We start from the raw sequence: 25,226 nt of genomic DNA, 5'->3' as shown, positions 1-25,226 counted from the left end.
TGACCGTCAAAGTCTATTCATCAGGGTCTAAATCTCTCCAGACCCCGCAAGCTTCGCCGCCCACGTTTCTCTTTCTTCTCATATTCAATTGTCAAAAAACAGACCACTCAAAGCAGTCAAAAAATCAAACCCCCAAGGCTCAAAACCCCGGAAACCAACAAGCATTCAGCTCATCAACTTGATTTATTTAGAACGAAAGACTTCGTCGCCAGCAGCGCCGCCGCCCTCGTTCAGTGAGCGGACTTATAAATCCATCCCCTCAAACAAGTCAACACACATACCGTCAAAAAACTGACATTTTTATTAAGTGTTTGATATTTATAGGGAGTTTTGGAAAAACAGGCCGAGAGCGCCGGAACGGGCGGATTCTTTACCCGTTTTCGCGACACACCAGATGGGGCCCCCTTTCATACTTCATCGCAAATGACCCGAGGGGAGCGAGAATTCGCCGGTAGGCCATTTGCCTGACCTTTACATATGGCTGTCAAAGCGCGGGGCCGTGCATTAGAAACGGCATATAAGACGCTCAACACCACCAGATCGCCGCAGGCCCTTCGCATGACCAGAATGCCCGTTCCCATAAAGACCGAACTTCCCGTCGGCGCCGTGCTCAGGGATATTGCCGAGGCGCTGGCCGTAAAGAAACGTGCAGTTCTTTCAGCCCCACCTGGGGCGGGCAAGACCACGCTCGTGCCGCTTCATCTCTTGCATGAGGACTGGCGGGGCGACGGCAAGATCATTCTTCTCGAACCACGCCGGCTCGCGGCGCGGGCCGCGGCCGGGCGTATGGCCGAACTGCTTCATGAGAATGTCGGTGAAACCGTCGGTTATCGCATGCGGCTCGACAACCGTATCTCCTCGAAAACCCGGATAGAGGTGGTGACCGAAGGTGTGTTTGCCCGGATGGTTCTGGACGACCCCGAGTTGACCGGCGTTTCCGCGGTGATTTTTGATGAGTTTCATGAGCGCTCGCTCGACGGTGATTTCGGGCTGGCGCTGGCGCTCGATGTACAGGCGGGGTTACGGGAGGATCTGCGGATCCTCGTTATGTCCGCCACGCTCGATGTGGAGCGTATCAGCGTGCTGATGGGCGACGCTCCTGTGATTCAGAGCCTCGGCCGCACATTCCCGATTGACATCCGATATGAAGAGCGCTGGCAGGGTGTCCACGTCGATGAAAAAGTCGCCAAGGCGATTACCGAAGCCCACGCATCCGAGACGGGTTCGATTCTGGCCTTCCTGCCCGGACAGGCGGAGATTACCCGCACAGCCTCGCGGCTGGAGGGACGTTTTCCTGAGGATACGGATATTATCCCGCTTTACGGCAACCTGTCGCAAAAGGAGCAGGATGCGGCAATCAAGCCGGCACCGGCCGGACGGCGCAAGATCGTGCTTGCTACTTCGATTGCCGAAACCTCCATTACCATCGATGGCGTGCGGGTGGTGATCGACAGCGGATTGCAGCGATTGCCGGTCTTTGAACCGGCGACCGGCATCACCAGGCTGGAGACCGTACGGGTGTCGCGGGCTTCCGCCGAGCAGAGGGCCGGCCGTGCCGGGCGAACGGAACCCGGCGTTGCGGTCCGTCTGTGGCATCAGGGGCAGACGGCGGCGCTCAACGCCTTTACACCACCGCAAATTCTGGCGAGCGATCTTGCCGGTCTCGCCCTCGATCTCGCCCATTGGGGCGTTCACGACCCTTCCGCACTCGCATTTCTCGATACGCCACCCGAAACCGCACTAAAAGAATCGGTGACGCTTCTCAAAAACCTCGGTGCCCTCGATGATAGCGGCGGGCTGACGCGACAGGGCCATCTGATGCGCGGCCTTTCACTGCCGCCACGACTTGCGGCCATGGTGATTGCCTCGGCGAGCGAAGGTGCCGGGAAAAAAGCGGCGACGCTTGCCGTCATGCTGACGGAACAGGGGCTGGGCGGCAATGATATCGATCTCGATGAAAGGCTGCGGCGCTTTCTTTCCGACAGGAGTGAGAGGGCGCAGGCAGCACGCAAGCTGGCATCGAGGCTGTTCGATGCGATCGGCGACAAAACCGCAGCAGCCGAGGTGCCGAGCGAGGCAGGCCCATTGCTGCTGCATGCCTATCCGGACAGGATTGCGCTTCAACGCGGGGCGCGGGGCCGTTACGTGATGGCCAACGGGCGCGGCGCGGAGCTTGCCGAGACCGAGCGGCTGGCGGCGAGCAAAATGCTTGTCGTCGCCGATATTACCGGACGGGCGGCACAGCCGCGCATCCTTGCGGCGGCTGGCATCGAAAGGGCCGATATAGAAGAGCGGATGCCGCACCTTATTATTCAGCAGGAACAGTTGCTGTTCGACAAGGCGAGCGGTCAGGCGCGGGCGCGGAAGGTGACCCGCCTTGGTGCGATCATTCTCGACGAGACCCCCCTACCCCGACCCGAGGGTGAACAGGCGGCGCAGGCGCTTGCCAATGGCATTCGCGAATTCGGCATCGATATGCTTCCCTTCTCGAAAGAAACCCTGCAGCTACGCGACAGGATCGGCTTTCTGAACGCCAGCATCGGCGAACCGTGGCCTGACGTGAGCGATGCGGCGCTGCTTTCACGGCTCGCGGAATGGTTCGTTCCTTTCCAGCATGGCGCCCGTAGCCTGCAGGATATTCGGCCCGGCAGCCTCTCCGAAGGAATCCTGTCGCTGGTGCCGCATGAGGTGGCGCGTGATCTCGGCCGGCTGGCACCGACACATTTCGAAGCACCGACGGGCCAGCGGCACCCCATCCGTTACGACACCAGCGAACCGACGCTTTCCATTCGCGTGCAGGAACTTTTCGGATTGAAAGACCATCCCGCGATTGCGCAGGGGCGCCTGCCGCTGCTCCTGGAATTGACCTCGCCGGCGCACAGGCCGATACAGACGACACGCGATCTTCCCGGTTTCTGGGCGGGTTCGTGGAAGGATGTGCGGGCGGATATGCGCGGGCGCTATCCGCGCCATCCCTGGCCGGAGGATCCCGCCTCGGCCCTACCGACCAGCCGTGCGAAACCGCGCGGAACATGACGATGATAAAAAGGGTAAAGGAGAAGACGGTGGCTGGCCATCCGATCGAAACCACGAGGCTTGGCCGCGCCAGCCGCAGGATAAGATTACAGACCATCATCTGGCTGCGCTGGCTGGCGGTGGCCGGACAGACGGCGACGATCCTGTTCGTTGCCTTCGGGCTGAATTTCCCCCTGCCGCTTCTCGCCTGCGGCCTTCTCATCGCGGCGCTGGCGCTTGCCAATCTGTTTCTCACCGCCCGTTTTCCCTCCACCTACCGTCTGGAGCCCTGGGAAGCGACATTGCTGCTGGCCTTCGACCTGCTGCAACTGACGGCGCTGATCTATATTACCGGCGGGCTTTCCAATCCCTTCGCACCGCTGATCTGCGTGCAGGTCATTATCGCCTTTGCCTCGCAGCCACTTCGGCACTCGCTCATCCTGCTCGGCTTTGCCGTCATCTGCTCGACGGCGATCGCCTTTTCGCCCTTTCCTGTTCCCTGGTATCCGGACGAGGTTTTGCCGATCCAGCTTCTGCTGCATGTCGGCACCTGGGTCGCGATCATCGCCACCACTTCTTTCGCAGCCTTCTACGCCTATCGCGTTTCGCATGAGGCCAATCAGCTGGCTGATGCGCTGGCGGCAACGGAACTGGTGCTGGAGCGGGAAAAACACCTTTCCCAGCTCGACGGGCTGGCGGCCGCTGCGGCGCATGAGCTGGGTACGCCGCTTGCGACAATCAGCGTTGTCGCCAAGGAAATGGAGCGGGAACTCGGACATGATGAGAAATACGGCGAAGACATAGCGCTGCTGCGCAGCCAGAGCGAAAGATGTCGCGATATTCTGCGCCGGCTCACCTCGCTTTCCGCCGACAATGAGGAGCATATGCGCCGCCTGCCGCTTTCCTCGCTGATCGAGGAGGTGATGGCGCCACATCGGGAATTCGGCATTCGCCTGGAACTCGTCGAAAAGAACGATCGCGCCGAGGAGCCGGTCGGCATCCGCAATGCCGGCATCATCTACGGGCTGGGCAATCTCATCGAAAATGCCGTGGACTATGCGCGGGAGAAGGTGACCGTGACCGTCGGCCACGATCAGCAGAATGTCACCGTCCTCATCGAGGACGACGGGCCGGGTTATGCCCATGACGTGCTGGCCCGCATCGGCGAGCCCTATGTGACCGAACGTCACAACGATATGCGCGCCGGCGGGCTCGGACTTGGACTTTTCATCGCCAAGACCCTGTTGGAGCGATCCGGCGCAGCCGTCACCTTCCAGAACCGAGGGTCGAGCGAAACCGGGGCGCGGGTCACAATCGTCTGGCCTCGGGCGCTGATGGACGATAAAAGAAACCGTTGACTTTACCATCCACGTTGAAGCGGCGATAAGAAGAAGAAAAGCAAGCCGACGAAGTTGCCGGAAGGCCGGAAACATGAAGACAGAAGACCAGACCCCATCCACCACCGTACCGGCGGACGATATCGACCCGATCGGACCCGACAGATCGCTGCTGATCGTCGATGATGACGGCCCGTTTCTGCGCCGGCTTGCCCGGGCCATGGAAACACGCGGCTTTGCCGTCGATACAGCCGAGACGGTGAGCGACGGCATTGCCCGCTCCAAGGCCGCGCCGCCGAAATATGCGGTGGTCGATCTCAGACTTGCGGATGGCAACGGGCTGGAGGTGATCGAAGCGATCCGGCAGAACCGGGACGATACGCAGATCGTCGTCCTGACCGGCTACGGCAATATTGCCACCGCGGTGACTGCCGTGAAGCTTGGGGCGCTGGATTATCTCGCCAAACCCGCCGATGCAGACGATGTCTTTAATGCGCTGACGCAGCGCAAGGGTGAAAAGACCGAAGTTCCCGAAAACCCCATGTCGGCAGACCGGGTGCGATGGGAGCATATTCAGCGGGTTTATGAAATGTGCGAGCGCAACGTTTCGGAAACAGCCCGCCGGCTCAACATGCATCGCCGCACCCTGCAGCGCATTCTCGCAAAGCGCGCGCCCAAGTAACGGCAGTTACTCTCCGAAGCTGCGCCCGGTGGTCCATTCCGCCAGCATCAACCGGGTCGCAGCCGTTCTCGAAAAATCCAGCATCACCGATTTGCGGGTCGCCGGCGGCAATTTATGTTCCGGCGCATCGCGCAGCATATGGGCGCCATATCCATCCGACAGGATCAGCCCGCATTCCTCGGGGAATATGTCCGTCGGCACTTCCGGATGGGTGGCGAAAAACAGCCGGTCGCAATGCAGGCGATAATCCGGCCATTTGCGGTCGACACGGAAATCCTCGATCGAGGATTTGATTTCGATGATCCAGATTTCGCCTTTGGCCGACAGGCTGATGAGATCGGCCCTGCGCCCACTTGCAAGCGGCAGTTCCGGCAGAACCGAATGGCGCATCTCATGCAACAGCACCTGCACGCCGCGCCGCACCAGCATCGCCTTGTCCGACTGGCGGCCGTCTATTAACGGATTATTGTTGGTAACGGAAAGAATAGTCATGGATAAAGGCTGCTGAAGCGTTTGGCCTATTGTTGCAAAAAGGCAATCAACCGGCAATTTTAAATGCACGACCGTTTCGCGGCGGCGCAACGGCTTGCCAAGAGCGGCTGAATGGAAAATAACCGATTTATCCAATTAAGCCTACTCCTTCGCACAATTTGGCGAATTTTCCGCGAGAACGACATGCGCATCCGTACCCCATTGACCGCACTCGGTCTGACGGCAGCACTGGCACTGGCCGGCTGCGCCGAAACTACATCCCAATCCTCCGCTCCGACCTCCGGCAAGATCGCAGCGTCAGTACCGGTTGCTGACCCCGTTCCGGCGAAGGTCGAAACGGTCCAGATTTTCAACGATGTCTACGGTCCCGTGACCGATGCGGGTTATGCGCTGCCGGCCATTCCGATCAATCGCGTGAATGAGAAGTATCGTCGCCAGATCGTCGAATTCCAGACGTCCGAACGCGCCGGCACCATCATCGTCAATACGCGTGAGCGTTACCTTTATTATATTCTCTCCGGCAACCGCGCTGTGCGTTACGGCATCGGCGTCGGCAAGGCTGGCTTCGCATGGGCCGGTGAAGCCTATGTGGCCTGGAAGCAGGAATGGCCGATGTGGCATCCGCCGAAGGAAATGGCGGACCGCAAGCCGGAAGTTGCGAAATATGTCGAGGCCGGCATGGGCCCGGGCCTCAGCAACCCGCTCGGCGCACGCGCCATGTATCTCTTCAACGAAAAGGGACAGGACACGCTGTTCCGCATCCATGGTTCGCCCGAATGGGCTTCGATCGGCACCGCTGCCTCTTCCGGCTGCATCCGCATGATCAACCAGGACGTCATTGATCTCTACAGCCGCGTCCGCCCCGGCCGCAGCACCAAGGTCGTCGTGATCCAGTAAGGGTTACACCAGATCAAGAAAAAGCCGCCGAGGATTCTCCCGGCGGCTTTTTTGTTTATGGAAATACTGGGCGGCGGCTTCACGCCGCCTGTTTCGCTTTCAGCTCCAGACGACGACGGTGCAGAACCGGCTCTGTATAGCCATTCGGCTGTTCACGCCCCTTCAGCACCAGCTCGACAGCGGCCTGGAAAGCCACCGATCCGTCGAAATTGGAGGCCATCGGCAGATAGGCCGGATCGCCGGCATTCTGCGTGTCCACCACGGCGGCCATGCGCTTCATGGTCTCGATGATCTGAGCCTCTGTCACCACGCCATGGCGCAGCCAGTTCGCCATGTGCTGCGCGGAAATGCGCAATGTGGCGCGGTCTTCCATAAGGCCGATATTATTGATGTCCGGCACCTTGGAGCAGCCGACGCCCTGATCGACCCAACGCACGACATAACCAAGAATGCCCTGGGCATTATTGTCGAGTTCGCGCTGGATTTCCTCCGGCGTCCAGTTGGGGCGCGGCGCGACCGGCACCGACAGAATATCGGAAAGCTTTGCGCGACCGCGGCTTTTCAACCCTTCCTGAACGGCAGCGACATCGACCTTGTGATAATGCGTGGCATGCAGCGTCGCCGCCGTCGGCGAAGGCACCCAGGCGGTGTTGGCGCCGGCTTTCGGATGGGCGATCTTCTGCTCCAGCATGGCCGCCATCAGATCCGGCATGGCCCACATGCCCTTGCCGATCTGCGCATGGCCGGAAAGGCCGCATTCGAGGCCGATATCGACGTTCCAGTTTTCATAAGCCGCGATCCAGGCCGCCTGCTTCATGTCACCCTTGCGGATCATCGGGCCCGCTTCCATCGAAGTATGGATTTCGTCGCCGGTGCGGTCGAGGAAGCCGGTATTGATAAAGACAACGCGATCCTTCGCGGCACGAATGCTTTCCTTGAGGTTGACCGTGGTGCGGCGTTCCTCATCCATGATGCCCATCTTCATGGTGTTCGGCGCCATGCCGACAAGCTTCTCGACCCGGGTAAAAATCTCGTTGGCGAAGGCGACTTCTTCCGGTCCGTGCATCTTCGGCTTGACCACGTACATGGAGCCGGCGCGCGAGTTCTGACGCCGTCCGGACGGACCGACATCGTAAAGCGCGATGAGCGCCGTGACGACGGCATCCATGATGCCTTCCGGCACCTCACAGCCATCGCGGTCGAGGATCGCCGGATTGGTCATGAGATGACCGACATTGCGCACCAGCATCAAGGAACGGCCCGGCAGCGTGAGCGCGGAGCCATTGGGCGCGGTATAATAACGATCCGGGTTAAGGCGGCGGATGAAGGTCTTGCCGCTCTTGGCAACCTCTTCCGTCAGATCGCCGCGCATCAGGCCAAGCCAGTTTCCATAGACCAGCACCTTGTCTTCCGCATCGACGGCAGCAACCGAATCCTCGCAATCCATGATGGTCGTCAGCGCCGATTCAAGAATGACATCGGAGATGCCCGCCTTGTCGCCCTTGCCGATTTCGGTCGAAGGATCGATGACGATCTCGGTGTGCAGGCCATTCTTGCCGAGCAGGATCGTTGCGGGATTTTCCGCTTCGCCGCTGAAGCCTTTGAATTGTGTTGCATCCGTGAGGCCGGTCGTGGCGTCACCGACTACAAGCTGCAGCAGACCGTCAGCGATCTTGAAGCCTGTCACGTCGGACCAGCTTCCGCTTTCGAGCGGCGCGGATTCATCGAGGAAATTGCGCGCCCAGGCAATGACCTTTTCACCACGCTTCGGATTGTAACCCCTGCCCTTTTCCGCCCCATCGGCATCGGAAATGGCATCCGTGCCGTAAAGCGCATCATAAAGCGAACCCCAGCGGGCATTGGCGGCGTTCAGCGCATAACGCGCATTCATGACGGGAACGACGAGCTGCGGACCGGCGACGGCGGCAATTTCCGGATCGACATTGTCGGTTTCCACCTTGAAGCCGGGACCTTCCGGCAGCAGGTAACCGATTTCCTTCAGGAAGGTCTCATAAGCGTCAAAATCCGAGGGAGCGCCGTTCTGCTGGTACCAGCCATCGATTTTTTCCTGCAGCGCATCGCGCTTTGCAAGCAACTCACGGTTCTTCGGGGAAAGCTCATGGACGATGGCCGAGAAACCTTCAAAGAAGGCCTCGCTGTCCAGACCCGTGCCCGGCAGCACCTCGTCCGTCAAAAAGGCATACAGCCTGTCATCGATGGAAAGACCGAATTTATCCGTGCGGCTCACATGCGCCTCCTTATATTCTGAGGGCACAGATTGGACGCTGAGACGGTCGCTCGTCAATTGCGGCAGGCAGCCAAATATTATTTCCGTTTTGGAAATAATGCGGCCGATAGTCGTCTTTTTCTACAAAAGCGCCTGCAGATCCTTGATGCGGTCATTCACCAGCCAGCCGTAATAATTCTCTTCCGGCAACAGGGGCTGCTCGCCTGCGGCGCGCTGGCGGTTCTTCTGGGCAAGGGCGGCAGCACGCTGCTGCGAACCGCCGACATTATAAAGCGTGGAGGTGACGCCCGGATTTTTCGAAATATCCATGTCGGCAATCGACCGGTAATCATCGATCGACTTGCGGATGGAGGCCGCCATGAAGGCAAGCGAATGGTCCGGATCCATGATCGCGGTATAGACGGCGCCCGCATCGTTCTCATCCAGCTTCTCGTAGCCGGAGGTTCTCGACACCATGTCGGACAACATCAAAGCCGTCAGCGGGTTGATCTGGCCGAGACCGAAGGTCTGCCCGGCATAAAAGGGCTGGAAGAAGACGGCGCTGAAACGGTTGTTCGGATAGGCCACACCATCGACGGTCTTGCCGCGGAAACTGTCTTCCCAGACATCTTCACGGCAGTTCCAGAGGCTGTAGGAATCCTTCTTCGACTGGCATTTGGCAAATTGCGAATGGGTCAGAAACTGCGCGATGGTTTCGTCCTTGTAGCCGAAACGGAAGCTGTTGCCGGCATAGGAGGCCGCCTTGACGTAGTAGGACTGCAGCCGGTCATAGGCGTCGACATTATAGGTGTGCTCACCGACGATCGCGCCAATCATGTGGATCGGATCGATACCATAACGCCCGGCCGTCGACTTGATCTTGGCGATCAGCGCCTTGTCGGACGACAAAAGGTCGATGACCTTCTGGTACTTGCGCTCGAAGGAGGTGTTGGACGCCTTGGTTCTTTTTGCGGAGGCGCCGGGAACGCCCGGCTGTTCGGCATTGCGGTTGCCCGGTGGGACGATGGTCGCGGCCGCGGCATAAGAAGACGAAACGGCGGAAACCGCCAGAGCCACGGCAAATGCCAGAAGAGTTTTGCGCACGAGCGACTGCCTTTTCTCGAGCCGGCCATTCCCGGCATGACAAGCGGGAAAACCGGATCAATTCCACGAAAGCGGTTCCAACCGGAATGCAGCCCTTCCCATAAACAAAATGCGGGCTGAATGCGAGATGAGGCAGATAAAATAAAAGAGTGCGTCAAATATGGCCGCACTCTTCTTTTGTCGATCTCCGAAATTCTCAGAGAATATAGCGGGACAGATCCGTGTCGGCAGCAAGATCGCCGACATGTTTGCGGACATATTCCTGATCGATCTTGACGGCCGAGCCGCCACGATCCGGGGCGTTGAAGGAGATCTCGTCGAGAACGCGCTCCATCACGGTCTGCAGGCGGCGCGCACCGATATTTTCGACCGACGAATTGAGATGAACGGCCACATCGGCCAGCGCATCGATTGCATCATCGGTGAAATCGAGGTCCAGTTCTTCCGTCGCCATCAGCGCCTTGTATTGGCGAATGAGGCTTGCTTCCGTCTCTGTCAGGATACGGCGGAAATCCTCCTTCGTCAGCGGCTTCAGCTCGACGCGGATCGGCAGACGGCCCTGGAGTTCCGGCAGGAGATCCGACGGCTTCGCCACGTGGAAGGCGCCCGATGCGATGAAGAGGACGTGGTCGGTCTTCACCGGTCCGTATTTCGTCGAAACCGTCGTGCCTTCAACGAGCGGCAGCAAATCGCGCTGCACGCCTTCACGCGAGACGCCTGCACCCATGCCGCCATCGCGGGCGGCGATCTTGTCGATCTCATCGAGGAAGACGATGCCGTCATTTTCGACCGACTTCACCGCCTCGCGCTGGATCATTTCATTGTCGAGCAGCTTGTCGGATTCGTCGCGGATGAGATCGGCATAGGATTTCGACACCGTGGTCCGCACCTTCTTGGTGCGTCCACCCATGGCCTTGCCGAACATTTCCGACAGGTTCAGCACGCCGATATTGGCGCCCGGCATGCCGGGAATTTCGAAACCGGGCATACCGGAGCCGCTATCCGCCACTTCGATGTCGATTTCCTTGTCGTCCAGCTCGCCATCGCGCAGTTTCTTGCGGAAACTTTCACGCGTGCCGGGCGAAGCGGTTGCGCCAACCAGCGCATCCAGCACCCGCTCTTCTGCGCTCTGATGGGCCTTGGCCTGCACTTCGGCGCGCTTCTTTTCACGCACGAGGCCGATGCCGATCTCGACCAGATCGCGGATGATCTGCTCGACATCGCGGCCGACATAACCGACTTCGGTGAATTTTGTCGCTTCCACCTTGATGAAGGGCGCGCCGGCCAGCTTGGCGAGGCGACGGGAAATCTCCGTCTTGCCGACACCGGTCGGCCCGATCATCAGAATGTTCTTGGGCATGACTTCGTCGCGCAGGCTCTCATCGAGCTGCTGGCGGCGCCAGCGGTTACGCAGCGCAATCGCGACCGCACGCTTGGCCTCATGCTGGCCGATGATGAAGCGGTCGAGTTCCGAGACGATTTCCCGGGGAGAAAAAGTGGTCATTCTATCCTCTCGGCTTTCCCGTTCCGACCGGCCATTCCGGCCCGGCCCACAGGACCCATTGGTGAGAAAATTAGCTTACTCGGCGTCGAGCGTTTCGACGACGAGATTGTGGTTGGTGTAAACGCAGATATCGGCGGCAATATCGAGCGACTGGCGCGCCACCTCTTCGGCCGACTTGTCCGTATCCATCATGGCGCGGGCAGCGGCGAAGGCATAATTGCCACCGGAGCCGATGGCGATCGCACCGTGTTCCGGCTCCAGCACATCACCATTGCCGGTAATGGCGAGCGTGGTCGATTTATCGGCCACCAGCATCATGGCTTCAAGATTGCGCAGATATTTGTCCGTGCGCCAGTCCTTCGCAAGCTCGACCGCGGCACGCATGAGCTGGCCCGGATATTGCTCAAGCTTCTTTTCGAGACGGTCGAGTAGCGTGAAGGCATCCGCCGTCGCACCGGCGAAACCGGCAATCACTTCACCCTTGCCGATGCGGCGAACCTTGCGGGCATTGCCCTTCATGACGGTCTGGCCGAGGCTTACCTGCCCGTCGCCAGCCATGACGACCTTGCCGCCCTTTCTGACTGTAATAATTGTTGTCATCAAACACCTGTCTGCCCTCACGGGCCTGGGGTTAACGGGCCGGATACGGCCCTCTCGGGTTCTATGTAAGTTTGCTTTTCGCGATTGCAATCTTCGGGGCGACAGGCTGTTTTCGACTTGTCATGCAAGACGATGGAACAACTGGATATTTGTGTCCCGTGCTGATAAGGAACGGCAACATTTTCACGGAGCGGCCAAAATGGCAGAACGTAAAGGCGAGATTATCCGCAAGACCAACGAAACCGCGGTTTCGGTGCGCGTGGATATCGACGGCACCGGCAAGTCGAAAATTTCCACCGGCGTGGGATTTTTCGACCATATGCTGGACCAGCTGAGCCGCCATTCGCTGATCGACATGGACATCGAGGTTCAGGGCGACCTGCATATCGACGACCACCATACCGTGGAAGATACCGGCATCGCCATCGGCCAGGCCATTGCTAAGGCACTCGGCGACCGCCGCGGCATTACCCGTTACGCGTCGCTCGATCTGGCCATGGACGAAACGATGACCAAGGCTGCCGTCGATATTTCCGGCCGGCCTTTCCTTGTCTGGAACGTCAATTTTTCCGCGCCTAAGATTGGTACCTTTGATACCGAGCTGGTGCGTGAGTTCTTTCAGGCGCTCGCCCAGAATGCCGGCATCACGCTGCATATCCTGAACCATTACGGCGCCAACAACCATCATATCGCCGAAACATGCTTCAAGGCCGTTGCCCGCGTTCTTCGCACGGCAACCGAGATCGACCCCCGGCAGGCAGGCCGCGTTCCCTCCACGAAGGGCATGCTGGCCTGACGCCAAAGCTGTCAGGAAGCCCATGACAAGCTATCTCGTTCTGGAAGCCCCCAACGGGCCGGACAGGGACCACAAGACGACCCGCTTCATCGCAGACCGTTTCGTCTGGCTGGCCCTGATTGCGCCCTGGTTATGGCTCGCCGTCAATCGGCTGTGGCTGGCGACCGCGCTCGTTGTCATCGCACTTGTTCTGGCCGGACAGGTCTCGACGTTAGCCGGATTCGAACCCGTCGGCATTCTCTGCGGTTTCGCCATCGCCCTCGTCACGGCGCTGGAGGGACGCGATTTTCTCGTCCGGCACCTGATCCGCAAAGGCTGGACGCTGACATCCATCATTTCCGCCCCTGATCTTTCGAGTGCGGAAGACATATATTTCTCCAGCCTCTCCGAAACCGCAGAAGCGGCGGAACAGCTGTCGCAGCCGGTCTGGACCACTTCGCCGCAAAAGAGCGGCGGCAAAAACTTCGTCAACGATCCCGCCGGATCGTTTCTTTTCGACTTGAATGGAAGGCGCTGACATGCGTGTCGCGATTATCGACTACGGTTCGGGCAATCTGCGTTCGGCCACCAAGGCTTTCGAGCGTGCCGCCCGCGAGGCCGGCATCAACGCAACCATCGACCTGACCGACAAGCCGGATCACGTCGCTTCGGCAGACCGCATMGTCCTGCCGGGCGTTGGCGCCTACGCGGATTGCCGTGCGGGCCTCGATGCCGTTCCCGGCATGCATGAGGCGCTCATCGAAGCCGTAGAGAAAAAAGCGCACCCCTTCCTCGGCATCTGCGTCGGCATGCAGCTGATGTCCTCGCGCGGGCTGGAAAAGACCGTCAGCACCGGGCTTGGCTGGATCGAAGGTGACGTTGTTGAAATGACGCCATCCGATCCCAGCCTCAAGATCCCGCAGATCGGCTGGAACACGCTGGAAATTCGCCACGCCCACCCGCTGTTCGACGGCATCAAGACCGGCGCGGATGGGCTGCACGCCTATTTCGTGCATTCCTATCATCTGGCGGCCAAGCACTCGACGGATGTCATCGCCACCACCAATTATGGTGGCGCGATGACGGCTTTCGTCGGTCGCGACAATATGGCGGGCGCGCAGTTCCACCCGGAAAAAAGCCAGACGCTCGGCCTTGCCCTGATTTCCAATTTCCTGCGCTGGAAGCCCTGACATGATTCTTTTTCCCGCAATCGATCTCAAAGACGGTGAGTGCGTTCGCCTGAAACTCGGCGATATGGACCAGGCCACCGTCTACAATACAGACCCCGGCGCGCAGGCGAAGGCCTTTGAGGATCAGGGGTTCGAATGGCTGCATGTCGTTGATCTCAACGGCGCCTTTGCCGGCGAGACAGTTAATGGCGCGGCGGTCGACGCCATTCTGAAAGCCACGAAAAACCCGGTGCAGCTGGGTGGCGGTATCCGCACGCTCGATCATATCGAGGCGTGGCTGAGCCGCGGTCTTGCCCGTGTCATTCTCGGCACCGTGGCGGTGCGCGATCCGGTTCTGGTCATTGAAGCCTGCAAGCGTTTCCCCGGCCAGGTCGCCGTCGGCATCGATGCCAAGGGTGGCAAGGTTGCCGTGGAAGGCTGGGCGGAAGCATCCGAACTTGGCGTCATCGAGCTCGCCAAACGCTTTGAAGGTGCAGGCGTTGCCGCCATCATCTATACCGATATCGATCGTGACGGCATTCTGGCCGGTATCAACTGGGCTTCGACATTGGAACTGGCGGACGCCGTCTCCATCCCGGTCATCGCCTCCGGCGGCCTTGCCTCCATCGACGACATCAAGCGCATGCTGCAGCCGGATGCCGCCAAGCTTGAGGGTGCGATTTCAGGCCGCGCGCTGTATGACGGGCGTATCGACCCCACCGAGGCGCTTGCCCTCATCAAGGCCGCAAAGGAGGTAAACGCATGACCCTCAAAGCCCGCGTTATTCCCTGTCTCGATGTGAAAGACGGCCGTGTCGTCAAGGGTGTGAACTTCGTCGACCTTATCGATGCCGGTGACCCCGTCGAGGCGGCAAAAGCCTATGATGCGGCGGGAGCAGACGAACTCTGCTTCCTGGACATCACAGCCTCCTCGGACAATCGCGACACGATCTTCGATGTCGTCTCGCGCACCGCCGACCACTGCTTCATGCCGCTCACCGTCGGTGGCGGGGTCCGCAGCGTCGCGGATATTCGCAAGCTGCTCCTTTGCGGAGCCGACAAGGTTTCGATCAATTCCGCAGCGGTCAAGGATCCCGACTTCGTTGCGCAGGCGGCCGATAAGTTCGGCAACCAGTGCATCGTCGTCTCCATTGATGCCAAACGGGTTTCGAAGGATGGCGAAGAAGGCCGCTGGGAAATCTTCACCCATGGCGGGCGTCAGCCGACGGGCATCGACGCCGTGGAATTCGCCATCAGGATGGTCGAACGCGGCGCCGGCGAATTGCTCGTCACCTCGATGGACCGAGACGGCACCAAGAGCGGTTACGATATCGGCCTGACCCGCACCATTGCCGATCAGGTTCGCGTGCCCGTCATTGCGTCTGGCGGCGTTGGCACGCTGGACGATCTGGTGGCAGGCGTTCGTGATGGCCACGCGACTGCGGTGCTTGCCGCCTCCATCTTCCACTTCGGCACCTATTCGATCGGTGAAGCCAAGAGTTACATGGCCGAACATGGCATTGCCATGCGTCTCGACTGATTGCAGGAACATCCCATGAGCGCATTTTCCCTTTCCGATCTGGAACGCATCGTCGCGACCCGTGCCGCTGCCTCTCCTGACGAATCCTGGACGGCCAAGCTGGTTGCGGCTGGCCAGGAGCGTGCGGCAAAAAAACTCGGCGAAGAGGCGGTGGAAACCGTCATCGCGGCGATTGCGAAGGATCGCGACGGGGTGAAAAACGAAGCCGCCGACCTGCTCTACCATCTGCTGGTGGTACTGAAGATCGCCGACATTCCCTTGAGCGAGGTTTTTGCCGAACTGGAGCGCCGGACCGGGCAAACCGGTCTTGCGGAAAAGGCGGCGAGGCCTAACTCATGAAGGTCGAGGCAGGCAGCGGGGAGAGAGGCATGCCAAGCACACTCGATCATTTCCGACCGGATGAATATTCGCCCTACCACTTCTTCAGTTCGGAAGAATGGGCGAAATTCCGCGCCGATACGCCACTGACGCTTTCCGCCGACGAGGTCAAACGTCTGCGCTCGCTGGACGACCCGATCGATCTGGACGAGGTGCGGCGCATCTATCTGTCGCTATCGCGCCTGCTCTCCTCCCATGTCGAGGCCTCGCAGCTGCTGTTCGAACAGCGCAACCGCTTCCTCAACATGGCGGATGTCAACAAGACGCCCTTCGTCATCGGCATTGCCGGTTCGGTCGCCGTCGGAAAATCGACGACGGCACGTATCCTGAAGGAGCTTCTCGCCCGCTGGCCCTCCAGCCCGAAGGTCGATCTCATCACCACAGACGGTTTTCTTTATCCGAACGAGGTTCTGCGGCGGGAAAACCTGATGGAGCGCAAGGGCTTTCCGGAAAGCTACGATATCGGCGCGCTGCTGCGTTTCCTTTCGGCGATCAAGGCGGGCCAGCCTAATGTCAAGGCACCGCGTTATTCGCACCTGACCTATGACGTTCTGCCGAACGAATTCACCGTCATCGACCAGCCGGATATTCTGATCTTTGAAGGCATCAACGTGCTGCAATCACGCGACCTGCCGGCGGGCGGGCGGATCGTGCCGATCGTTTCCGACTTTTTTGATTTCTCGATCTATATCGACGCCGATGAAGGCCTCATTCACAACTGGTATGTGAACCGGTTCATGAATCTGAGAAAAACCGCCTTCCGCGATCCCAATTCGTTCTTCAACCGTTATGCCTCGATCAGCGAAGAGGCAGCGCTCAGCATTGCCGAAGGCCTCTGGCAGAATATCAACCTGAAGAACCTGCGCCAGAACATCGTGCCGACGCGCCCGCGCGCCGATCTTATTCTGCGCAAGGGCAAGAACCACCTGATCGACACGGTGGCGCTTCGCAAGCTGTAAAGATGCCGCGCATGGCGGCATCTCCAGTGGTTAAGACCCGTTATTAGGCAAGGTCAGGAATACGCAGAACCTGGCCGGGATAAATCTTGTCGGGATGGGTCAGCATCGGCTTGTTGGCTTCGAAGATGATATTGTTCTTCGCGCCATTGGCCTTGCCATATTGGGCTTCCGCAATCTTCCAGAGATTGTCGCCCTTCTTGACGGTATAGAAGACGGGTTCCTTTGCCGGCGCTTCGGCCACCGTCAGCTCGCCGGCCTCGACCTTGGAAATGCCGAGCGTATTGCCGACCGCAATCACCGCCTTTTCGAAAATCGACTGGTCGGCCACTTCGCCCTTCAGGACGACCTTGTCGTCCACCACCTCGACCTGAACCTTGTCCGTGCCGAGATCGTGGGAAGCGAGTTCCTTCTTGACCGCTTCGACATCAGGAGCATCATCGCCGCCGATACCAAGCTTCTTTCCCGCTTCCTTGATGAAATTGAACAGACCCATAGCACCCTCCTTGGTTGTATGGAGGCTTACCAGACGATATTTGAAGCTCTATGACAAGGGCGAAACATTCGCCACCTCGCCGGGACCTAATCGCCCGAGGGCTTGCCGCGCATTTTCTTGATATCGGAGCGACCGGACTTCGCCTTGAGGCGGCGCTCCACGGAACCCTTGGTGGGCTTGGTGGCCTTGCGCACCGGCGGCGGCGGAGCGGCGGCTTCGAGGATCAGCTCCTTCAGCCGCTCGCGCGCATCTTCTCTATTGCGTTCCTGGCTGCGAAACCGGCTCGCCTCGATCATCAGCACGCCGTCTTTCGAAACGCGCCGGCCACCGAGACGCAACGCATTGGCCTTCACCCGCTCCGGGAGGGACGGTGAATTGGCAATATCGAAAAACAGCTGAACCGCGGTCGAGACCTTGTTGACGTTCTGGCCACCCGGCCCGCCGGCCAGTACGAATTGCTCCGTCAGCTCCCAGCCGGCAATGGTGATACGGTTGCTGATGTAAAGCGGGTCGCTGGCCATTATCTTTCTCCGCGCCGGTGATGCCACAGATCGCAAAAAATGAAAACAGCGGAGAAAACGAAAGAACCCGGCAAAAAGAAACCCGGCACTGGGCCGGGTTCCCTCCTCCTCACAAATGAGGCTTTATTCATTCAGCCGCAAGCAGAAGGCCCGGAGCTGCGTCACGAACCTTGCTGTCGACGTGATCTTCGAACTTGGTGAAGTTCGAAACGAACATCGACACCAGCTTCTTCGCCTGCGCGTCATAAGCTGCGCCATCGGCCCAGGTGGAACGCGGATCAAGGATCGCGCTGTCGACGCCGTCGAGCGACAGCGGCACGGCGAAACCGAAATTCGCATCGGTGCGGAATTCCGCATTCTTCAGGTCGCCGGTCAAAGCAGCGGTCAGAAGCGCGCGCGTCGCCTTGATGGGCATGCGCTTGCCGATGCCGTAAGCACCACCGGTCCAGCCGGTGTTGACCAGCCAGCAATCCACGCCGTGCTTGCCGATCAGCTCGCGCAGCAGGTTGCCGTATTCCGCCGGATGGCGCGGCATGAAGGGTGCACCGAAGCAGGTGGAGAAGGTGGCTTCCGGCTCGGTCACGCCCTTTTCCGTGCCGGCAACCTTTGCGGTGTAGCCGGAGAGGAAGTGGTACATGGCCTGTTCCGGCGTCAGACGCGCGATCGGCGGCAGCACGCCGAAGGCATCCGCCGTCAGCATGATGATCGTCTTCGGATGGCCGGCAATGCCCGTTTCCGATGCATTCGGAATGAAGTGCAGCGGATAGGCACTGCGGGTGTTTTCCGTCAGCGAATTGTCGTTGAAGTCGGGAACGCGGTTTTCGTCCAGCACGACGTTTTCGAGGACCGTGCCGAAACGGCGGGTCGCGGCATAGATTTCCGGCTCGGCTTCCGCCGAAAGCTTGATCGCCTTGGCATAGCAACCGCCTTCGAAATTGAAGATGCCGTGTTCGCCCCAGCCATGTTCGTCATCGCCGATCAGCGTGCGCGAAGGATCGGCCGACAGCGTCGTCTTGCCGGTGCCGGAGAGACCGAAGAATACGGCGGAATCACCCTCGGGACCGACATTGGCGGAGCAATGCATCGGCATCACGCCCTTGGCCGGCAGAAGGTAGTTCAGCACCGTGAAGACCGACTTCTTGTTTTCGCCGGCATAGGAGGTGCCGCCGATGAGAACGAGGCCATTGGTGAGATCGCAGGCGATCACGGTTTCCGAACGCACGCCGTGACGGGCCGGATCAGCCTTGAAGCTCGGGAGGTTGATGATGGTGAGCTTCTGGCTGAAGCCCGAAAGCGTCTCCCGCTTCGGCCGGATCAGCAGATTGCGGATGAACAGCGAATGCCAGGCAAGTTCGGTGACGACGCGGGTCGGCAGCGCATTTTCCTCATCGGCGCCGCCGATCAGATCCTGCACGTAAAGCGTCTTGCCGGCGGCATGGGCCAGCATGTCCTGACGCAGCAGCTCGAAATTTTCCGGCGACAGCGGCTTGTTGTTGTCCCACCAGATGGTGTTCTCGGTGGAAGCGTCGCGAACGACGAATTTGTCCTTCGGCGAGCGGCCCGTATGTTGGCCGGTGACGGCGCGCAGCGCGCCATCGATGGTCAGTTCGGCCTCGCCGTTACGGATCGCCTCTTCGTATAATTCGCTCTCATTGAGGTTATAAAAGACGCGGGAGGCCTCGCCCAGTCCGAGTTCCGCAACTCCATTGGCAGGATTATGAACCCCAAGCTCGTTCATGACGCGTTCCTTGTTAATGACGTTAAGGCCGTTGAAATTTTCACGGAAAATACGTGGCGGCTTTTGGAAACGCAAGAGCCTGACTTTAAAAAACTTAGTGATTTCAATATATTAATCGATTTAAAAGATTTTATTTCTTTTTAAATCGGTTGAAGACGCATTAAAATCCAGCTGCAGCGATTTTACGAAATCCTCTCGTCTCGCCCCCGCGATTTTGGGGCGAGTTTTCCTTTGCCACAATTTGTTCCACCTTTATACTCAAGAGAGTGGCTCGCGGCGCACAACCTTGGCTGGGTGAATGTCGGGAGTTACGAGAAAATGACGATGGAGACCAACTACATGCAGACGATCGCGCTTGTCGACGATGACCGGAATATTCTCACTTCGGTATCGATCGCGCTCGAAGCCGAAGGCTACCGGGTCGAAACGTATACGGACGGCGCCTCCGCGCTTGACGGGCTGATTGCCCGTCCGCCGCAGCTCGCCATTTTCGATATTAAGATGCCACGCATGGACGGCATGGAGCTCTTGCGGCGCCTTCGCCAGAAGTCGGACCTGCCGGTGATCTTCCTCACCTCCAAAGATGAAGAGATCGACGAACTGTTCGGCCTGAAGATGGGCGCGGACGACTTCATCACCAAGCCGTTCTCGCAGCGCCTTCTGGTGGAACGCGTCAAGGCTATCCTGCGCCGCGCCAGCAGCCGTGAGGCGTCCGCCGCAACCGGCAGCGTGCTGAAGCCGACCGCGGACCAACAGGCGCGCACGCTCGAGCGCGGGCAGCTCGCCATGGACCAGGAACGCCACACCTGCACCTGGAAGGGTGAGCCGGTGACGCTGACAGTCACGGAATTCCTCATCCTGCATTCGCTGGCCCAGCGGCCGGGCGTGGTGAAAAGCCGCGACGCGCTGATGGATGCCGCCTATGACGAACAGGTCTATGTGGACGACCGCACCATCGACAGCCACATCAAGCGCCTTCGCAAGAAGTTCAAACTGGTCGATGGCGACTTCGATATGATTGAAACGCTTTATGGCGTAGGATATCGCTTCCGCGAAGCGGCTTGAAAAAGCCGACTCGGGCAGAAGGGACCGCCCGAACCGGGGCGGTGAGGACTTGAATACGTGTTGAAGAAAACGCCGGAAACCGTCTCGGACAGCGACGATGCCGAAGAACGCGGCAGCGAACGCCGCCATCGTATCCATCCGCTGACGATCATCCGGCGCATTTTCGGCAATGCGGTGTTTTCCAGCCTCACGCGCCGTATCCTCTTCTTCAATGTCGCCGCAACAGTGGTTCTGGTCGGCGGCATTCTCTATCTCAACCAGTTCCGCGAAGGGCTGATCGACGCCCGCGTGGAAAGCCTGTTGACGCAGGGCGAAATCATCGCCGGCGCGGTCTCGGCTTCCGCCTCGGTCGATACCAACTCGATCACCATCAATCCGGAAAAGCTCCTCGAATTGCAGGCGGGGCAAAGCATCACCCCTGCCCCCAATGATGAGGATCTGAGTTTTCCTATCAATCCGGAGCGGGTGGCGCCGGTGCTGCGGCGGCTGATCTCGCCGACACGCACCCGCGCGCGGCTGTTCGATGCCGATGCCAATCTGCTGCTCGATTCCCGCCACCTTTATTCGCGCGGACAGGTTCTGCGCTTCGATCTGCCGCCGGTGACGCCTGAAACCCAGACCTGGGGTGACTGGTTCACCAGCATGTTCAACCGCATGCTGCAGCCGAGCAGCCTGCCGCAATATAAGGAAGCGCCCGGCGGTGACGGCTCCATCTATCCGGAAGTGATGAATGCGCTGACGGGCGTACGCGGCGCGGTCGTTCGCGTCACCGAAAAAGGCGAGCTGATTGTTTCGGTGGCCGTACCGGTGCAGCGCTTCCGGGCGGTGCTTGGCGTATTGCTGCTCTCCACGCAGGCGGGTGATATCGACAAGATCGTGCATGCGGAGCGCCTTGCCATCATGCGCGTCTTCGGCATCGCCACGCTCGTTAATATCGTGCTGTCGCTGCTTCTGTCCTCCACCATCGCCACCCCGCTCCGGCGGCTTTCGGCGGCCGCGATCCGCGTGCGCCGCGGGGCGAGAACGCGTGAGGAGATCCCGGATTTCTCGGCGCGCCAGGATGAAATCGGCAATCTCTCGATTGCGCTACGTGAAATGACAACGGCACTTTACGACCGTATCGACGCCATCGAAAGTTTCGCCGCCGATGTCAGCCATGAACTCAAGAACCCGCTGACCTCGCTGCGCAGCGCCGTGGAGACCCTGCCGCGCGCCAAGACGGAAGAGTCGAAGCAGCGCCTGACGGAGATCATCTTCCACGATGTGCGCCGCCTCGACCGCCTGATCAGCGATATTTCGGATGCCTCGCGGCTCGACGCGGAACTCGCGCGTGCCGACGCCTCGCCGGTTGATCTCGATGTGTTGATGAAGGGTCTGGTGGATATATCCCGCCAGATAAGCACCAAAAAGAAAAGTGTGACGATCGACTATGTTGTCGACCGAAAGGCAGGCGCCAAAACCTCCTTTGTGGTGAATGGCCACGACCTGCGCATCGGCCAAATCGTCACCAACCTCATCGAGAATGCGCGCTCTTTCGTAGCCGAGGAAAGCGGTCGTATCACGGTGCGCCTTTCCCGCCACAAGGATCGCTGCCTCGTACAGGTGGAAGACAATGGTCCCGGCATTCAGGCCGAAGATATCGACCGTATCTTCGAGCGCTTTTATACCGACCGGCCGGCCAGCGAAGGGTTCGGCCAGAATTCCGGCCTTGGTCTTTCCATCAGCCGCCAGATCGCGGAAGCCCATGGCGGCAGTCTGCGGGCGGAAAACGTGGTCGACAAATATGGCGTGATTTCCGGCGCGCGCTTCACCCTGTCGCTGCCGGCGGCCGAAACCCATGAACGCTGAACGCTTCAACCTGCACGCCACGGCCATCGTCGTTCAAAATACCGGCATCCTCTTCACCGGCCCCTCCGGCAGCGGCAAAAGCGAGCTTGCCTTCAGCTTTCTGACGGAGGCGGAACGGTGCGGATTGCCGGCGGCGCTGATCGGGGACGATCAGATTTTCGTGTATCGTGAGGACGGGAGGATCATCGCCGAGCGACCGGAAACGATCGCCGGCCTGCTGGAACTGCGCGGCAGCGGCATTGTTTCGGTGAAAAGCATTGCGCGCGCGCCACTAGATTTCGCCGTCACGACAGTTCTTTCACCGGAAAATCCAAGACTTCCCGAAGATGATGAAATGTTTTTTCTGCCCTGCGGTGGGCATCTTCCACTTCTGCGCATTCCGCTTGCAAGTCTTACGCCCTATGGAAAATTTGCTGCACTTGCTCAGAATCTTTTTAAAACGAATGTGAAGTGACGATGATTCGGGCGATTTTAGGCTTGCGATTCGCATTTTCCTCATCAAGATGAAATCCCACCGATGGACAGGATTGCCGCGTTGCGATAGTCGGCAATGAGAGTGCGTGTGCAAGGGAGCATTTCATGATCGGACTAGTGCTTGTCACCCATGGCAAGCTGGCTGAGGAGTTTCGCCATGCGTTGGAGCATGTCGTTGGTCCCCAGAAATTGATCGAGACGGTTTGTATCGGTCCCGAAGACGACATGGATCAGCGCCGGCAGGATATCATCGACGCCGTTGCGCGCGCCAATGATGGCAATGGCGTCATCATTCTGACGGACATGTTCGGCGGCACGCCCTCCAATCTCGCGATCTCCGTCATGAATAACGGCAACGTCGAAGTCATCGCCGGGGTCAATCTTCCCATGCTGATCAAGCTTGCCGGCGTTCGCAGCGAAGATAATATGGACAAGGCCCTTCAGGATGCTTCCGATGCCGGCCGCAAATATATCAACGTCGCCAGCCGCGTTTTGAGCGGAAAATAAGAAGTCAGCCCATGTTGCCTCTCTCCCGGGAATTGCCGATCATCAACAAGCGCGGTCTCCACGCCCGGGCATCCGCCAAGTTCGTGCAGATGGTCGAGGGGTTCGATGCGACGATCACAGTCTCCAAGGATGGCATGACCGTTGGCGGCACATCCATCATGGGCCTGATGATGCTGGCGGCAAGCCCCGGATGCAGCGTCTATGTCGAAGCGAGCGGCAATCAGGCGGCAGAGGCGCTGGCCGCACTGGAAGCGCTGGTCGCCGATCGCTTCGGCGAAGAAGCCTGAGTCAGCACCATATAAAGACATAAAGACTTCTTTATATCATCATTGCCAGATCGTTCGTGGCCTGCTAAACCGCTGCTACGTTTAAGAGCCGGGCTGTCAGGCGCGGCATTTCTGATCTGGAGAACCTCATGAGCCTTGAGAAGGACTACGTCATCGCCGATATCAACCTTGCCGCATTCGGCCGCAAGGAACTGGACATCGCCGAAACCGAAATGCCGGGCCTGATGTCCTGCCGCAAGGAGTTCGGCGAAAGCAAGCCGCTGAAGGGTGCACGCATCACCGGTTCGCTTCACATGACGATCCAGACCGGCGTTCTCATCGAAACGCTCAAGGAACTGGGCGCGGAAATCCGCTGGGCCTCCTGCAACATCTTCTCGACCCAGGACCATGCGGCAGCGGCCATTGCAGCAGCCGGCATTCCGGTCTTCGCCGTCAAGGGTGAAAGCCTGACGGAGTATTGGGAATACACCGACAGGATCTTCCAGTGGACCGATGGCGGCCTCTCCAACATGATCCTCGACGATGGTGGCGACGCCACCATGTATATCCTGCTCGGCGCACGCGCCGAAGCCGGTGAAGACGTTCTTTCCAATCCGGGTTCGGAAGAAGAGGAAATCCTCTTCGCGCAGATCAACAAGCGCCTCAAGGCTTCGCCCGGCTGGTTCACCAAGCAGCGCGACGCACTGAAGGGCGTGACGGAAGAAACGACCACCGGCGTTCATCGTCTTTACGACCTCAGCAAGAAGGGCCTGCTGCCCTTCCCGGCCATCAACGTCAACGACAGCGTCACGAAGTCGAAATTCGACAACAAATACGGCTGCAAGGAATCTCTCGTCGACGGCATTCGCCGCGCAACCGACGTGATGATGGCCGGCAAGGTTGCCGTCGTTTGCGGTTACGGTGATGTGGGCAAGGGTTCCGCAGCCTCGCTGCAGGGCGCCGGCGCCCGCGTGAAGGTCACAGAAATCGACCCGATCTGCGCGCTTCAGGCCGCGATGGACGGTTTCGAAGTCGTCCGTCTGGAGGACGTGGTTTCCTCCGCCGACATCTTCATCACCACCACCGGCAACAAGGACGTGATCCGCATCGAGCATATGCGCGAGATGAAGGACATGGCCATCGTCGGCAACATCGGTCACTTCGACAACGAAATCCAGGTCGCCTCGCTGCGGAACCTGAAGTGGACGAACATCAAGCCGCAGGTCGACATGATCGAGTTCCCGAAGGGTAACCGCATCATCCTGCTCTCCGAAGGCCGCCTGCTGAACCTCGGCAATGCGACCGGTCACCCGTCCTTCGTCATGTCTGCGTCCTTCACCAACCAGGTGCTTGGCCAGATCGAGCTCTTCACCAAGCAGGGCGAATACAAGAACGAAGTTTACGTGCTGCCAAAGCACCTCGACGAGAAGGTCGCGCGCCTCCACCTCGAGAAGCTCGGTGTGCGGCTAACGGAACTTTCCGACCTTCAGGCAGATTATATCGGCATCTCCAAGGAAGGTCCGTTCAAGGCGGAACACTACAGATATTAATTTCATAGTTAATATCCACTGAAATTACACAATATCTAGATGCCGCGCGCTTGACAAAGCGCGCGGCATCTTTTTTGCGCGCTCCC

The 25,226-nt window shown here is 59.3% G+C and carries 26 protein-coding genes; 18 read left to right on the top strand and 8 right to left on the bottom strand.

Features of this window, described 5'->3' with window-relative positions; genetic code table 11:
• The 4 genes from QD336_RS11075 to QD336_RS11060 all read left to right on the top strand — a co-directional run.
• A partial coding sequence (locus QD336_RS11075) for a hypothetical protein (RefSeq protein ID WP_499170651.1) occupies positions 1-182 on the top strand: 182 nt, incomplete at its 5' end.
• Positions 183-558: 376 nt separating this feature from the next.
• Positions 559-3,036 carry an ATP-dependent helicase HrpB gene (gene hrpB / locus QD336_RS11070; RefSeq protein WP_499170650.1) on the top strand — a complete coding sequence of 826 codons (2,478 nt, stop codon included), beginning with the start codon at positions 559-561 and terminating at the stop codon, positions 3,034-3,036.
• A gap of 29 nt (positions 3,037-3,065) precedes the next feature.
• Positions 3,066-4,373, top strand: coding sequence for a two-component system sensor histidine kinase ActS (gene actS / locus QD336_RS11065; protein ID WP_269347081.1), 1,308 nt, complete (start codon positions 3,066-3,068; stop codon positions 4,371-4,373).
• 73 nt (positions 4,374-4,446) lie between these two features.
• Positions 4,447-5,034, top strand: coding sequence for an ActR/PrrA/RegA family redox response regulator transcription factor (locus QD336_RS11060; protein ID WP_269347082.1), 588 nt, complete (start codon positions 4,447-4,449; stop codon positions 5,032-5,034).
• 6 nt (positions 5,035-5,040) lie between these two features.
• Here the strand turns inward: QD336_RS11060 and QD336_RS11055 are convergent, their stop codons facing one another.
• A complete protein-coding gene (locus tag QD336_RS11055) occupies positions 5,041-5,526 on the bottom strand; it encodes an MmcB family DNA repair protein (protein WP_080827534.1) in 486 nt (161 codons plus the stop codon).
• 183 nt (positions 5,527-5,709) lie between these two features.
• Here QD336_RS11055 and QD336_RS11050 point away from each other — a divergent pair, with 183 nt between their 5' ends.
• Positions 5,710-6,423: a L,D-transpeptidase gene (locus QD336_RS11050; RefSeq protein ID WP_269347083.1), complete on the top strand. Its 714-nt coding sequence runs from the start codon at positions 5,710-5,712 to the stop codon at positions 6,421-6,423.
• A 79-nt stretch (positions 6,424-6,502) separates the two neighbouring features.
• Here QD336_RS11050 and QD336_RS11045 read toward each other — a convergent pair whose 3' ends face one another.
• The 4 genes from QD336_RS11045 to hslV form a co-directional block, all read right to left on the bottom strand.
• Complete coding sequence (locus QD336_RS11045) at positions 6,503-8,671, bottom strand: malate synthase G (RefSeq protein WP_499170649.1); 2,169 nt, start codon at positions 8,669-8,671, stop codon at positions 6,503-6,505.
• Positions 8,672-8,791: 120 nt separating this feature from the next.
• Positions 8,792-9,754 carry a DUF1402 family protein gene (locus tag QD336_RS11040; protein WP_269347085.1) on the bottom strand — a complete coding sequence of 321 codons (963 nt, stop codon included), beginning with the start codon at positions 9,752-9,754 and terminating at the stop codon, positions 8,792-8,794.
• Between the two features lie 196 nt (positions 9,755-9,950).
• Entirely contained in the window at positions 9,951-11,258 is a 1,308-nt protein-coding gene (gene hslU, locus QD336_RS11035) for an ATP-dependent protease ATPase subunit HslU (RefSeq protein ID WP_003521199.1), read from the bottom strand.
• 75 nt (positions 11,259-11,333) lie between these two features.
• Positions 11,334-11,858, bottom strand: a complete 525-nt coding sequence (hslV, locus tag QD336_RS11030; protein WP_003521197.1) for an ATP-dependent protease subunit HslV — start codon at positions 11,856-11,858, stop codon at positions 11,334-11,336.
• 199 nt (positions 11,859-12,057) lie between these two features.
• Between hslV and hisB the strand changes: the two genes are divergently transcribed.
• Genes hisB through coaA form a run of 7 tightly spaced genes read left to right on the top strand, consistent with a single transcriptional unit; the run spans position 12,058 to position 16,678 of the window.
• The gene (gene hisB / locus QD336_RS11025) at positions 12,058-12,654 is read left to right on the top strand and encodes an imidazoleglycerol-phosphate dehydratase HisB (protein WP_269347086.1); all 597 of its coding nucleotides are present in this window, start codon (positions 12,058-12,060) and stop codon (positions 12,652-12,654) included.
• A 22-nt stretch (positions 12,655-12,676) separates the two neighbouring features.
• On the top strand, positions 12,677-13,171 hold the full coding sequence (locus tag QD336_RS11020) for a DUF2628 domain-containing protein (RefSeq protein WP_499170648.1): 495 nt from the start codon (positions 12,677-12,679) through the stop codon (positions 13,169-13,171).
• Position 13,172: 1 nt separating this feature from the next.
• The gene (hisH, locus tag QD336_RS11015; RefSeq protein ID WP_142174379.1) at positions 13,173-13,823 is read left to right on the top strand and encodes an imidazole glycerol phosphate synthase subunit HisH; all 651 of its coding nucleotides are present in this window, start codon (positions 13,173-13,175) and stop codon (positions 13,821-13,823) included.
• A 1-nt stretch (position 13,824) separates the two neighbouring features.
• The gene (gene hisA, locus QD336_RS11010) at positions 13,825-14,568 is read left to right on the top strand and encodes a 1-(5-phosphoribosyl)-5-[(5-phosphoribosylamino)methylideneamino]imidazole-4-carboxamide isomerase (RefSeq protein ID WP_269347090.1); all 744 of its coding nucleotides are present in this window, start codon (positions 13,825-13,827) and stop codon (positions 14,566-14,568) included.
• On the top strand, positions 14,565-15,341 hold the full coding sequence (gene hisF, locus QD336_RS11005; RefSeq protein WP_269347091.1) for an imidazole glycerol phosphate synthase subunit HisF: 777 nt from the start codon (positions 14,565-14,567) through the stop codon (positions 15,339-15,341). Before hisA ends, hisF begins: the two co-directional genes overlap by 4 nt.
• Before the next feature lie 15 nt (positions 15,342-15,356).
• Positions 15,357-15,680 (top strand): phosphoribosyl-ATP diphosphatase, encoded by a 324-nt coding sequence (locus QD336_RS11000; protein WP_269347092.1) that lies wholly within the window; start codon positions 15,357-15,359, stop codon positions 15,678-15,680.
• Entirely contained in the window at positions 15,677-16,678 is a 1,002-nt protein-coding gene (gene coaA / locus QD336_RS10995; protein WP_269347093.1) for a type I pantothenate kinase, read from the top strand. The genes QD336_RS11000 and coaA overlap by 4 nt, the downstream gene beginning before the upstream one ends.
• A 43-nt stretch (positions 16,679-16,721) precedes the next feature.
• Here coaA and lysM read toward each other — a convergent pair whose 3' ends face one another.
• The 3 genes from lysM to QD336_RS10980 all read right to left on the bottom strand — a co-directional run bounded on the left by lysM (position 16,722) and on the right by QD336_RS10980 (position 19,430).
• Positions 16,722-17,171 (bottom strand): peptidoglycan-binding protein LysM, encoded by a 450-nt coding sequence (lysM, locus tag QD336_RS10990; protein ID WP_269347094.1) that lies wholly within the window; start codon positions 17,169-17,171, stop codon positions 16,722-16,724.
• 86 nt (positions 17,172-17,257) lie between these two features.
• Positions 17,258-17,692 carry an alternative ribosome rescue aminoacyl-tRNA hydrolase ArfB gene (arfB, locus tag QD336_RS10985; protein ID WP_499170647.1) on the bottom strand — a complete coding sequence of 145 codons (435 nt, stop codon included), beginning with the start codon at positions 17,690-17,692 and terminating at the stop codon, positions 17,258-17,260.
• Positions 17,693-17,819: 127 nt separating this feature from the next.
• Positions 17,820-19,430 carry a phosphoenolpyruvate carboxykinase gene (locus tag QD336_RS10980; RefSeq protein WP_499170646.1) on the bottom strand — a complete coding sequence of 537 codons (1,611 nt, stop codon included), beginning with the start codon at positions 19,428-19,430 and terminating at the stop codon, positions 17,820-17,822.
• A 339-nt stretch (positions 19,431-19,769) separates the two neighbouring features.
• On the opposite strand from QD336_RS10980, the gene chvI reads away from it, so the two are divergent.
• From chvI to ahcY, 6 genes are all read left to right on the top strand, one after another.
• Complete coding sequence (gene chvI, locus QD336_RS10975) at positions 19,770-20,495, top strand: two-component system response regulator ChvI (protein WP_003505377.1); 726 nt, start codon at positions 19,770-19,772, stop codon at positions 20,493-20,495.
• Between the two features lie 57 nt (positions 20,496-20,552).
• Positions 20,553-22,343 (top strand): two-component system sensor histidine kinase ChvG, encoded by a 1,791-nt coding sequence (gene chvG, locus QD336_RS10970; RefSeq protein ID WP_269347098.1) that lies wholly within the window; start codon positions 20,553-20,555, stop codon positions 22,341-22,343.
• Entirely contained in the window at positions 22,333-22,797 is a 465-nt protein-coding gene (locus QD336_RS10965; protein ID WP_269347099.1) for an HPr kinase/phosphorylase, read from the top strand. Before chvG ends, QD336_RS10965 begins: the two co-directional genes overlap by 11 nt.
• A gap of 125 nt (positions 22,798-22,922) precedes the next feature.
• Entirely contained in the window at positions 22,923-23,324 is a 402-nt protein-coding gene (locus QD336_RS10960; protein WP_003505374.1) for a PTS sugar transporter subunit IIA, read from the top strand.
• A gap of 11 nt (positions 23,325-23,335) precedes the next feature.
• Entirely contained in the window at positions 23,336-23,611 is a 276-nt protein-coding gene (locus tag QD336_RS10955) for an HPr family phosphocarrier protein (RefSeq protein WP_269347101.1), read from the top strand.
• A 128-nt stretch (positions 23,612-23,739) separates the two neighbouring features.
• Positions 23,740-25,140, top strand: coding sequence for an adenosylhomocysteinase (ahcY, locus tag QD336_RS10950; RefSeq protein WP_499170645.1), 1,401 nt, complete (start codon positions 23,740-23,742; stop codon positions 25,138-25,140).
• The last annotated feature ends 86 nt before the right edge of the window (positions 25,141-25,226 follow it).

The sequence above is a fragment of the Rhizobium sp. BR 250 genome, from assembly GCF_047445855.1.
GTDB lineage: Bacteria > Pseudomonadota > Alphaproteobacteria > Rhizobiales > Rhizobiaceae > Agrobacterium > Agrobacterium tumefaciens_I.
The sequence above is the reverse complement of the archived record's forward strand: the minus strand, read 5'-3'. Positions and strand labels throughout refer to the sequence as shown.